An 11,624-nucleotide genomic window follows, 5' to 3' on the forward strand; every position below is an offset into this window, starting at 1 on the left:
CGCACAGGGCGCCGTCCGCGCGCGATGCGCCAGCGGCCAGGCGTCGCCTGGCGGGCCGGCGCCGCGCGCCACCCGGACCCAGGTCCGATGGTGCGCCGGACGCGGCGTGCTTCGACAACGCCACAAGGCCGGGCGACAACACGCCCGGCCCGGTTCGCCGGCAAGCAGCCGCGCCAGTCGCAACATCCGCTCCGGATCGCCCGGAGCGCATGCGACGCCGCCAGTCGCCGGGCAGGCCTGGAACTCCGGCCCGCCCGCCGTCCGGCGCATCGCCTGTCCTGACCTCCCCGCCGTCGCCCTCCAGATGATGGAGGGAGCCGGCCGGAAGCATCAGCCCGTGTCGAATAGCGCAGGACCGGCTGCGTGTCATCGCCATCGGCCGCGCCCGGGCGCAAACCGGGCGACGGAACGGCCGCCGAAGCGCCCCACGCCTGCGGTCCACGGCGCCGGCCAGAGCCGACATGCGGACGTTCCGTTTCCGGTAACGCGAATTTTTCCAGTTTTTCAACGCTGAAGGGACGCCCTCACCGGAAGCGGCGCAAGAGCGAAACGGCTGGGCGTTGTCACAATCGATTGAAATTGATAAAGAATTTCAAAAATCGGCTCCGGAACCCGGCGGGACCGGACCATGGCCCCGCATGTTACAAATTACAGAAATTGTAATTTGTCAGACCAGACCGCCGCGCAGCGCCCGCATCACTACCGCGGCCACCGATTTCAGGCGCCCGTCAATCACGCTCCGCGGCCGGTCCGCGTCCTGCGCCACCGAAACCGGGTGAATAAAGCGGTGCAGCGCGTCGACGAGAAAGGCAAGGCCGGCCTCACGATCGCTTACGGCGAACAGTTCTTCGGAAATGCCGTCCTCGAACGCTTCCGTAAACGCCCGGCGAACCCGCCCGAGATGCCGGCGGGCGACGGCGCGATTCTCCCGCACCGCGTCCGCGAACAGCATGAAGGCTTCGCGGTCCCGGTCGAGCAGGTCGCGGTAGCCGCGCGCCAGCGCGAAGATCATCCGTTCAAGCTTGTCATCCGCCGGGTCCGGAGCGCCGGAAAGATCGGCAAGCAGCCGCTCCACCGGCTTCAGCGCCAGCGCCGCCACCGCGTCCAGCAGCTCCTCCCGGGATGCGAAATAGCGGTAGACGTTGGCGTGGGTCATGCCGGCTTCTTCGGCGACGGCGACCAGCCGCACGCGCGTCTTTCCGGAACGCCGCAGATGTTCGCCAGCGATCGCCAGCAGACGGTTGCGTGGGTCGGCTCCCGGCGTGGCTGGCGGCGGCGTCATGACGGGCTTACTCCGCGGCGGCCTCATCCGCCTCCGGCGCGGGTTCGCCGGCCGGGCGGCCGTGAGGCAGGGCAAGATAGGCTTCCGACTGCATTTCGATCAGGCGTGACACCGTCCGGTCGAACTCAAAGGCCTCGCGCCCGGACGTCGCCACATACAGCTCCGCCGGCGGCGCCTCGGCCGAAGCCAGCAGCTTCACCCTGTATTCATACAGCGTATCAACCAGCGTGATGAAGCGTTTCGCCTCGTTGCGGTTCTCAAGCCCCATCACCGGGATGTTCTCGATGATGACGGTGTGGAAGTTCTCCGCCACGGCGCGGTAGTCGGAGGCGCCATATGCGCGGGCGCACAGGTCAGCGAAACCGAAACGCGCCACGCCCGGACCAGCTTCCGGGATCTCCACCCGCCGGCCCTTGACCGGCAGCGATGAATGACGGCCCTGCGCCATGCCGGAGAGCCGGTGAAACGCCTCGCGCAGGGCGGCGGCCGCGGCGGCGTCCGCCGGATGATGAAACACCCTCGCGCCGGCCAGCTTCTCCAGGCGGAAATCCGTGCGCGAATCCAGCCGCACCACGTCCATCCGCTCCAGGATCAGGTCGATGAACGGCAGGAAAAGCGCGCGGTTGAGGCCATTCTCGTAAAGCCGGCCTGGCTCGACGTTGGACGTCGCCACCACCGTGACGCCGCGCTCGAACATCGCCCTGAAGAGGCGGCCGAGAATCATGGCGTCGGCGATGTCGGTGACGGTGAACTCGTCGAAGCACAGCAGCCGCGCCTCGCTGGCCAGCTGCGCCGCGACGACCGGAATGGGGTCCACGTCCCGGGTCCTGCCCTCCTTCACCTTCTGGCGGAAGGCGAAGATCCGGTCGTGCGCGTCGGCCATGAATTCGTGGAAATGCGCCCGGCGTTTGCTGACCCCGGCGACCTCCTCATAGAAGAGGTCCATGAGCATGGTCTTGCCGCGGCCCACGAACCCCCAGACGTAGAGGCCGCGCGGCGCCGCCGCCAGCTCCTGGCGGCGGCCGAACAGGCGCCCCAGCAGCCCGCCGCCGGCGGCGCCTGGAGCCCGCAGGCGCGCCGCCAGACCGTCAAGGCGCGCCACCAGGTCGAGCTGCGCCGGATCGCGCTCGATGGCGCCCGCCGCGACGAGCGCGTCATATCGCGCCCGGACTGATCCCGGGCCGGCGTGGTGTCCCGATGGCATGGTGATCCCGAAGACCGCCCGCGCCGGCCGCCGGCGGGCCGGCGGCCGCAGGCTGTTACTTGCTGAGCGTCAGCGGCGCGCCAGATTTGGCGAGCACGCCGTTGAACTGTCCGCCGGCGTCGCGCAGCCGCGCCACCACGCCGCCGCGCGCGTAAAGGTAGATTTCTCCGTCGCGGAACTCCCAGGCGTTGACGCTCTGCAGATCCTTGCTGGAGCAGCCCGACGTGCTGGCGCGGTAGAGATCGAGCGCCGGGGTTGAAGACAGGGTGACGCTGCAGGAGCCGGCGGCTTCCTTCGCCGTCCAGCGGCCGACCGCGCTGGAGCGCGTCGCGGGCGGCGGCGCGGCGGGCGTCGTCGGCGCCGCCTGCGGCGGCAGACCGGCGACGGTGGCGGAGCCGGGCGGCTGCCCCTGCGACAGGGCGGGATCAGGCGCCGTAACGGCGCCCGGCGCCGGCGGCAGCGGGCTGGTTTCAACGCGACCACCGAGACCGGTTCCGATATCGGGCTCAAGGTCGGAGGCCGCGGGCGTCGCCGCGCGCGGCGGCGGAGCGCCGTAACCGCTGTCAAACCGGGCGGACTGGCAGGCGGCGAGCGCACATGCGAGAGACAGGGCGGCGGCGATACGGATGGCCCGCGGGCCCGTGCTGGTTTCAGAGAGTTTGAGCCGCATCAGTGCGTTCCGAACCTTCTGGCAGATCGCCTTTTTTTCGGGAGGCGGGTCGCGCGCGAGGGCCGGCGCGGCGCCGTTCCAGCGGATAATCACGTACCCGCCTTTACAATACAAGGCGGCGCCGGACACAAGGCCGGCGCCGTTGCTTTTTCATCGCGTTGCGGAACGCCCGTCAGATCTGGCGCGCCACCATCATCTTCTTGATCTCGGCGATGGCTTTCGCCGGGTTCAGATGCTTGGGGCAGACGTTGGCGCAGTTCATGATGGTGTGGCACCGGTAGAGGCGGAACGGATCCTCCAGGCGGTCGAGACGGCCGCCGGTGTCCTCGTCGCGGCTGTCGATGAGCCAGCGATAGGCCTGCAGCAGGGCGGCCGGCCCCATGTAACGCTGGCCATTCCACCAGTAGCTGGGGCAGGAGGTGCTGCAGCAGGCGCAGAGGATGCACTCGTACAGGCCATCGAGCTTCTGGCGGTCCTCCGGCGACTGGCGCCACTCCTTCTCCGGCGGCGGGGTGACGGTCTTGAGGTAAGGCTCGATCGCCGCATGCTGGGCGTAGAAGGTGGTGAGGTCGGGAACCAGGTCCTTGACCACCGGCATGTGCGGCAGCGGATAGATGCGCACCACGCCGTTTTCGGCGCATTCGTCAATGCCGATGGTGCAGGCCAGCGTGTTGGCGCCGTTGATGTTCATGGCGCACGAACCGCAGATGCCCTCACGGCAGGAGCGCCGCAACGTCAGGGTGGCGTCGACGTTGTTCTTGATCCAGAGCAGGGCGTCGAGCACCATCGGGCCGCAGTCATCCCGGTCGACGTAATAGGTGTCGATGGTCGGGTTTTTGCCGTCGTCCGGGTTCCAGCGATAGATGCGGAACGTGGTGATGCGGGTGGCCGATGCAGGCTTCGGCCAGGTCTTCCCCTCGGAAATCCGGGAGTTCTTGGGCAGTGAAAATTCGGCCATCTCGCGTCCAGCCTCAATCTCGTCTCCGGAGCGCGCCGGCGCGCGTCATGCGCGCGGCGGCGCTCCAGCCATTGAACGGGGCATTGGCCTGACGGCGGGCTGCCCCGCCTGCGCCGGCAATGCCATGGCCGGGCGGAATTTTCCGCCTGGCCGTGTCAACGAACGTCCGGGCTCCGGACGGGATGCTCAGTACACGCGCGCCTTCGGCTTGATGTACTCGATTTCGTCCGTCAGCGTGTAGGTGTGCACCGGACGGTAATCGATGGTCACCTTGCGGCTGTCCACGTCGGCCCAGACGAGCGTGTGTTTCATCCACTCCTCGTCGTTGCGCTCCGGGTAGTCCTCGCGGGCGTGGGCGCCGCGCGACTCCTTGCGGTTGAGCGCGCCCTCCATGGTGACGACAGCCTGGGCGATGAGGTTGTCGAACTCGAGCGTCTCGATCAGGTCCGAATTCCAGACCAGCGAGCGGTCGGTGACGCGGATGTCGTCCGCCGCCCGCCAGACCTCGTGGATGAGTTTCTTGCCCTCTTCCAGCACCTCGCCGGTACGGAAGACCGCGCAGTTGGACTGCATGGTCTTCTGCATGCGCAGGCGCAGCTCCGCCGTCGGCGTGCCGCCATTGGCGTAGCGGAAGCGGTCGAGACGCGACAGCGCCATATCGGCCGAGTCAGCGGGCAGTTCGGCGTGCTTCTGGCCGGGCCTGACCAGCTCGGCGGCGCGCAGGCCGGCGGCGCGGCCAAACACCACCAGGTCGATGAGCGAGTTGGAGCCGAGGCGGTTGGCGCCATGCACCGACACGCAGGCGGCCTCGCCGATGGCCATCAGGCCCGGCACCACCGCGTCCGGATCGCCGCCGACCTTGGTCAGCACCTCGCCGTGATAGTTCGTCGGGATGCCGCCCATGTTGTAGTGCACCGTCGGCAGCACCGGGATCGGTTCACGGGTGACGTCGACGCCGGCGAAGATCTTGGCGCTCTCGGAAATGCCCGGCAGGCGCTCCGCGAGGATCGCCGGCTCGAGGTGGTCGAGGTGCAGGTAGATGTGATCCTTGTTCTTGCCGACGCCGCGGCCTTCACGGATCTCGATTGTCATGGCGCGCGATACGACGTCGCGCGAGGCGAGATCCTTTGCGGACGGCGCATAGCGCTCCATGAAACGCTCGCCTTCGGAGTTGGTCAGGTAGCCGCCCTCGCCGCGCGCGCCCTCGGTGATGAGGCAGCCGGCGCCGTAAATGCCGGTGGGGTGGAACTGCACGAACTCCATGTCCTGCAGCGGCAGGCCGGCGCGCAGCACCATGCCGCCGCCATCGCCGGTGCAGGTGTGCGCCGACGTGGCCGAGAAATAGGCGCGGCCGTAGCCGCCCGTGGCCAGGATGGTCAGGTGCGACCGGAAGCGGTGGATGGTGCCGTCGTCCATCTTGATGGCGATGACGCCGCGGCACGCGCCATTGTCCATGATCAGGTCAATGGCGAAGTATTCGATGAAGAACTCGGTCGAGTTGCGCAGCGCCTGGCCATACAGCGTGTGCAGCATGGCGTGACCGGTGCGGTCGGCGGCGGCGCAGGTGCGCTGGGCCGGCGGACCATTGCCGAAATCGGTGGTCATGCCGCCGAACGGACGCTGGTAGATGCGGCCGTCTTCGGTGCGGGAGAAGGGCACGCCCCAGTGCTCCAGCTCGTAGACGGCGGCGGGCGCGTTGCGAACGAGATACTCGATCGCGTCCTGGTCGCCGAGCCAGTCCGACCCCTTGACGGTGTCATACATGTGCCACTTCCAGTTGTCCTCGCCCATGTTGCCGAGCGAGGCGGCGACGCCGCCCTGCGCCGCCACGGTGTGGGAACGGGTCGGGAAAACCTTGGTGATGCAGGCCGTGCGCAGGCCGGCCTGGGAACAACCGACCGTGGCGCGCAGGCCCGCGCCGCCACCGCCAACGATGACTACGTCGAACGTATGGTCGGTGATCGGGTAGGCCCGGCCGTTAATATTGAAGGTAGCAGAGGCTGACATCGATCACCCCGTAAATGCATTTCCAGGGAAGCGCCATGCGCTTCACGCGCCAGGAATGCGTGAATCCAGACAATCAGGCTCCGGCGGGCGCGCCCGCCGGCGGCGATCAGACGAACCGGCCCAGGCTGAGCTTGAGAACGGCGAAGACGCCGACCAGACCGATCAGGGCGCAGAAGAAGGTGTTGGCGATGACGAGAGCCGCCCGCCGCCCCTTCTCCGGCACGTAGTCCTCGATCACCACCGCCATGCCGAGGCGCATGTGAATGGACGCCGAGATCACCATCAGCAGCAGCACGATCGCCGAAAGCGGATGCGAAATGACCGCGGCGGCGTTCTGGAAGTCCGCGCCATAGGCGAGCGCCAGCACCCACAGGAAGGGAACGGTCAGCAGAAGATTGGCGATGGCCGTGAGACGCTGGCGCCAGAAATGCTCGGTGCCGTGATGGGCGGCGCCAAGGCCGGTGATGGCGGCGCGCGGCGTACGGAAAGACCGGTGTGCGGAAGCCATGTCCAATCTCCTCAACCCGCAAGCGCGACGATCGCCCAGAAGACGACGGTCAGCACGATGGAGCCCACCAGCGTGAGCTTCGCGAGAGTCATGCGCGCGTTGCGCTCAAAGCCCGCGCCCGTGTCCCAGATGAAGTGGCGCACGCCGCCAAGCAGATGATGGAACAGCGCCCATGTGTAGCCGATGAGCACAAGCTTGCCGATGATGGAGGTCATCAGCCAGCGGGCGCACTCATAGGGCCCCGGACCTGCGGCGAGAGCGGCGAGCCAGCCGACGATCAGGATCGTGCCGAAGTACAGCGCAATGCCCGTGAGGCGATGAAACACAGACATGGCCATGGTCCATGTCCACTTGTAGATCTGAAGATGCGGCGACAGGGGCCGGATTTCCTCCAGCCGCCTTGCGGGCGCTTTCGCCTGAACCTCCGCCATGAAGACGTCTCCACTGAACCCGCGCGGCGTAAGCCGCAAATGACATGAAAGCCGGGGCGCGGCCCCGGACCGGAACCGGCGGCGCGCCGGCCCTCAAGGCTGCGCAGGCGGCAGCCCATTTTGGAATGGTTCCTAACGAATGTCAGACGCACCTGCAACGAGCGATTTCGTTGCGGAAGCCGCGTCTGAAACATGTCGTCCATTCCGGCCCGGTCATCTTCCCCCGGGGATGCCGGATGAACCCTGCGGCGCGCGCCGCCGCCGCGACGGCGACGGGCAGCCCCCGACGCGACGGCGCGCAACCGTCGCCCTGGCTGCAGTTATTTAGAATGAGGTTAAACTGGATTGTCTGGCGCACAATGAGCAATTCATGTACCCATCCTTCGTCAACGGCGAAGGATGGACCATGCGTTTCGATCTCACCGACCTCATCCTGTTCCGCAATATCGCCGAAGCGGGCTCAATCACCCATGGCGCGGAGCGCACCCATCTCGCCCTAGCCGCCGCGTCCACCCGCATGCGAAACCTTGAAGAAGCCATTGGCACGAAACTGTTTGTGCGCAGCCGCCAGGGCGTGCGCCTGACGCAGGCGGGCCTGACGCTGCTGCAACATGCGCGTACGCTGCTGGAGCAGACCGAGCGGCTGCGCGAAGACATGGGGCGTTACGCCGAAGGACTGGCCGGCCACGTCCGGCTGCTGTCCAACACCAACGCGCTCACGGAGTTTCTGCCGGAGGCGCTGTCGTCATTTCTTGCCCGCAATCCACACGTCTCGGTCGATCTGGAAGAGCGTCTCTCGGGCGAAATCGTCGGGCTGATCGCCGAGGGCGCGGCGGAAATCGGCATTGTCGCCGGCACGGTGGACAGCGGCGAGCTGGAAACCTTTCCGTTCCGGCGCGACCGTTTCGTGCTGGTCGCCGGTCGCAATCATCCGCTGCTTGCGGAAGCGGCCGTCCGCGCCGGCGGCCCCGTCCCCTTCTCCAGCGCGCTGGGCCATGAGTTCGTGGGGCTGGACAGGAACAGCGCCCTGCAGCGGTTTCTCGCCGGCAAGGCGGCCCGCGCCGGCCGGCCCATACGCCTGCGTGTCCAGCTGCGCTCGTTTGACGGCGTCTGCCGCCTGGTGGAGTGCGGCGTCGGCGTCGGCGTGGTGCCGGAGACAACCGCCCTGCGGTCCCGGCAGGTCATGGCCATTGAGGTGATCCAGCTGAGCGACGCCTGGGCGGAGCGGGAGCTGCACCTTTGCGTGCGCAGCTATGACCGGCTCACTCCCCTCGCCCGGCAGCTGGTGGACCACCTGCGCGCTGCGCCTGATTCGCAGCATCGCCCCGCAGCGCCGTGACCCCGCTGGCCACAGCCTTTACGGGGCAATAAGGAAAACCCGGCCAGGCGGCGGGCCTGGCCGGGCGCGCGGGCTCACGCCGAACCGGCGCGGCGGGCGGACGGTCTGGCTGTCGGCGTCAGCGCGGCAGCACGACCCAGTAATCGAAATCGAGGATCACCGACGGATCCATCTCCTCGCCGTTCCGGTACGGATGATCGGCGCAGGGACGGTTCTTGGTGGCGACGAGACGCAGGCGCAGCGCGCCGACGTCAGTGCGGCCCGGCAGCACGGCCTTGTCCAGCACTTCGGACCACGCGTAGACCGTATCGCCCGAGAACAGCGGCGCCACGTGGCGGCCGCCGTTGATCGCGGCGACGTGGAAGGCGTTGCCAAGGCCGTTAAACGACAGCGCGCGGGCGAGCGAAATGACGACGCCGCCATAGATGAGACGCTTGCCGAACCTGGTGTCCCTGGCGGCGTAGCCGTCAAAGTGAACCTTCGCGGTGTTCTGGTAGAGGCGCGTGGCGATCTGCTGCTCGGCCTCCTCCACGGTCATGCCGTCGACATGGTCGATGCGCTCGCCCACCTCATAGTCGCCCCACCGGTAGGGGCTGCCGGACAGCGCGTCGTTCCAGCCGTCCACGCGAATGGGCGGCACCGCAGCGCCGAGCTCCTCCGCCGCAACCGCCTTCCTGAGCTGGGGCACGAGCTCGCCCTGCGGCGCGGCGTTCTCGTCCGCCTTGCGCACCATCACCCAGCGCACGTACTGCAGCACCGCCTCGTCGCGCTGGTTGTAGCCGGTGGAGCGGACATAGACGACGCCGGTCTTGCGGTTGGAGTTCTCCTTGAGACCGATGACCTCAGACACGGTGGAGATGGTGTCGCCGGGAAACACCGGGCGCAGGAAACGGCCTTCCGCATAGCCGAGGTTGGCCACGGCGTTCAGCGACACGTCCGGCACGGTCTTGCCGAAGACAATGTGGAACACCAGCAGGTCGTCTACGGGGCTGCGCTCATAGCCGATGCTGCGGGCGAATTCGTCCGAGGACTGCACGGCGAAGCGCGGCCCGTACAGCGCGGTGTAAAGCGCGACGTCGCCGGTCGTGACCGTGCGCGGCGTGGCGTGGCGAATGACTTCGCCGATGCGGAAGTGCTCGAAGAAACGACCGGGATCAGTCTTTTGCGATTTGGCGGTGGTCATCAGCCTGCTCACGGAGTTGGCCGGGCGGACGCGGAACATGCGCCGGCCGGCGGACAGGGAGGCGACGCCGCGTCCGGGCGTCGCCATCACGCGTGCGATCAGAACCGGACGATAATCTTTCCGAACGCCTGCCGGCCTTCAAGGCGCTCCAGCCCCTTGAGGAAATCCGGCAGCTCGAAGGTGGAGTCGATCACCGGGGTGACGCCGCGGGCCATCTTGTCCAGCGACTGGCGGATGTTGGCGATGCTGCAGCCGAACGAACCGGTGATGCGGTACTGCTGCTGGAACAGCTGCATGAGGTTCATGGTGGTGGAGATGCCGGAGGTCGAGCCGCAGGTGACCAGACGGCCGCCGCGCTTCAGGCACAACAGGCTGCCGTTCCAGGTGTCGACGCCGACGTGCTCGAACACCACGTCCACGCCCTTGCGGCCGGTCTGCTTGCGCACCACGCCCTCAAACCGGTCCTTGCGGTAGTTGATGACGAAATCGGCTCCGAGGGCCTTCGCCTTTTCGGCTTTCTCATCGTCGCCAACAGTGGTGAACACGTAGCAGCCGATGTCCTTGGCCATTTTGATGGCGGCGGTGCCGATGCCCGAGCCGCCGGCATGGACCAGGATGGTCTCCCCCGGCTCCAGCCTGGCGTTGTCAAACAGCATGTGCTGCACGGTGCCGAAGCCGATGGGAGCGCATGCGGCGTCCTCAAGGCTGACGTTGTCCGGAACCCTGATGACCAGACGCTCCGGACGATTGATCAGCTCGCGGGCGAAGCCGTCGACATGGAAGCCGAGAATGCCGCCCACATTCTCGCAGAGATTGTCGCGGCCCTCACGGCAGGCGCGGCAGTGACCGCAGGTTTCGGCGCCATACATGACGACCTTGTCGCCCGGACGGAAGCCGGAGACGCCCGCGCCCACGGCCACCACCTCGCCGGAGGCTTCGACGCCGGCGACCTGCGGCATCTTCCGGCGCGCGAAGGCCATGCCGCGGAAACCCCAGACGTCGAGATAGTTCAGGGCGATGGCGCGCGTGCGGATCTGTACTTCGCCGGCGGCGGGCGGCGGCGGCGGCTCGATGTCGGTGAGGCGGAGATCACGGTCTCCAAATAGCTGCAATGCGCGCATGACGTTTCCTGTCGCGCCCGCCAGCGGGGCGCCTGTGATCCTGCGGAGCTGCCGCGCGCGGTCGCGACCTCGCCCCGTTGCATGTGAAAACCGGCGCGACGGCCACAAGGCCGCCGCGCGCCAGGCCGGTCAGGACCGGTGGGCGCTGATCTGCGCCGAAAGGCCGCCGTCCACCGGCAGGACCGCGCCGGTGACGTAAGACGCGGAGTCGCCCATGAGGAACGCCGCCATGGCCGCCACTTCGTCCGGACGGGCGAAACGTCCCACCGGGATCTGCTTCTCCAGCGCCTCACGGTGCCGGGCGTAGCGCGCCATCATGTCGGTATCGATGTATCCGGGCGCAATCGTGTTGACTGTCACGCCGCGCCGGGCCGTTTCGATGGCGAGCGTGCGCAGCCAGGACGCGATGGCGCCCTTGGAGGCGGCGTAAGCGCCATTGCCGGCGTTGGCGTGAAACGCCGTGATCGAGCCGATGGCGATGATGCGGCCGGAGCGGTTGCGCAGCATGCCCCGCAGCAGCGCCTTGGCGATCGCCGTCAGGGACCAGAAGTTGACCTGCATGACCGCGTCGGCCTTGTCGAGCGACATCGTCGCCGCGAGGGTGTCGTAAGACTGGCCGGCGTTGTGAACGTAGCCGTAGTAGACCTCGTCTTCACGGGCCGCGCAAAACGCCTCCACCGCCTGCCGGTCCGCAAGGTCAAGGGCGAAGCTGCGGAACGTCTGCTGCGGATGGAGACCGCCCAGCTCGGCGACCAGCTCCGCGGAAACCGCGCCAGACGAGCGGTAGGTGAAATCGACGTCATATCCCGCCGCCGCCAGCGCCCGGACGATCGCAGCGCCCAGTCCCTTGCCGCCGCCAGTAACCAGAACCCGCCTGCTCATGCATGTTCCCTTAAATGAACGCGGCGCCGGAGGCGCCGC

At 67.7% G+C, this 11,624-nt stretch carries 11 protein-coding genes; 1 reads left to right on the forward strand and 10 read right to left on the reverse strand.

Annotated features, from left to right (window positions below; translation table 11 throughout):
• Nucleotides 1–667: 667 nt before the first annotated feature.
• The 7 genes from ACFFJB_RS12570 to sdhC all read right to left on the reverse strand — a co-directional run bounded on the left by ACFFJB_RS12570 (nt 668) and on the right by sdhC (nt 7,060).
• Entirely contained in the window at nt 668–1,282 is a 615-nt protein-coding gene (locus tag ACFFJB_RS12570; protein WP_376831690.1) for a TetR/AcrR family transcriptional regulator, read from the reverse strand.
• Between the two features lie 7 nt (nt 1,283–1,289).
• Nucleotides 1,290–2,486, reverse strand: a complete 1,197-nt coding sequence (zapE, locus tag ACFFJB_RS12575; RefSeq protein WP_376831692.1) for a cell division protein ZapE — start codon at nt 2,484–2,486, stop codon at nt 1,290–1,292.
• 55 nt (nt 2,487–2,541) lie between these two features.
• On the reverse strand, nt 2,542–3,156 hold the full coding sequence (locus ACFFJB_RS12580) for an AprI/Inh family metalloprotease inhibitor (protein ID WP_376831694.1): 615 nt from the start codon (nt 3,154–3,156) through the stop codon (nt 2,542–2,544).
• A 172-nt stretch (nt 3,157–3,328) separates the two neighbouring features.
• Nucleotides 3,329–4,114, reverse strand: coding sequence for a succinate dehydrogenase iron-sulfur subunit (locus tag ACFFJB_RS12585; protein ID WP_376831696.1), 786 nt, complete (start codon nt 4,112–4,114; stop codon nt 3,329–3,331).
• 186 nt (nt 4,115–4,300) lie between these two features.
• Nucleotides 4,301–6,121, reverse strand: a complete 1,821-nt coding sequence (sdhA, locus tag ACFFJB_RS12590; protein WP_376831698.1) for a succinate dehydrogenase flavoprotein subunit — start codon at nt 6,119–6,121, stop codon at nt 4,301–4,303.
• A gap of 106 nt (nt 6,122–6,227) precedes the next feature.
• Nucleotides 6,228–6,629 carry a succinate dehydrogenase, hydrophobic membrane anchor protein gene (sdhD, locus tag ACFFJB_RS12595; RefSeq protein WP_376831700.1) on the reverse strand — a complete coding sequence of 134 codons (402 nt, stop codon included), beginning with the start codon at nt 6,627–6,629 and terminating at the stop codon, nt 6,228–6,230.
• An 11-nt stretch (nt 6,630–6,640) separates the two neighbouring features.
• Nucleotides 6,641–7,060 (reverse strand): succinate dehydrogenase, cytochrome b556 subunit, encoded by a 420-nt coding sequence (sdhC, locus tag ACFFJB_RS12600; RefSeq protein ID WP_376831702.1) that lies wholly within the window; start codon nt 7,058–7,060, stop codon nt 6,641–6,643.
• A 406-nt stretch (nt 7,061–7,466) separates the two neighbouring features.
• Between sdhC and ACFFJB_RS12605 the strand changes: the two genes are divergently transcribed.
• The gene (locus ACFFJB_RS12605; protein WP_376832694.1) at nt 7,467–8,399 is read left to right on the forward strand and encodes a LysR family transcriptional regulator; all 933 of its coding nucleotides are present in this window, start codon (nt 7,467–7,469) and stop codon (nt 8,397–8,399) included.
• 118 nt (nt 8,400–8,517) lie between these two features.
• Here ACFFJB_RS12605 and ACFFJB_RS12610 read toward each other — a convergent pair whose 3' ends face one another.
• The 3 genes from ACFFJB_RS12610 to ACFFJB_RS12620 form a co-directional block, all read right to left on the reverse strand.
• A complete protein-coding gene (locus ACFFJB_RS12610; RefSeq protein ID WP_376831704.1) occupies nt 8,518–9,582 on the reverse strand; it encodes a MaoC family dehydratase in 1,065 nt (354 codons plus the stop codon).
• Nucleotides 9,583–9,680: 98 nt separating this feature from the next.
• Nucleotides 9,681–10,703: a zinc-binding dehydrogenase gene (locus tag ACFFJB_RS12615; RefSeq protein WP_376831706.1), complete on the reverse strand. Its 1,023-nt coding sequence runs from the start codon at nt 10,701–10,703 to the stop codon at nt 9,681–9,683.
• A gap of 129 nt (nt 10,704–10,832) precedes the next feature.
• A complete protein-coding gene (locus tag ACFFJB_RS12620) occupies nt 10,833–11,585 on the reverse strand; it encodes an SDR family NAD(P)-dependent oxidoreductase (RefSeq protein ID WP_376831708.1) in 753 nt (250 codons plus the stop codon).
• Nucleotides 11,586–11,624: the final 39 nt, after the last annotated feature.

This window comes from Camelimonas abortus, from assembly GCF_042432745.1.
Lineage (GTDB): Bacteria > Pseudomonadota > Alphaproteobacteria > Rhizobiales > Beijerinckiaceae > Camelimonas > Camelimonas abortus.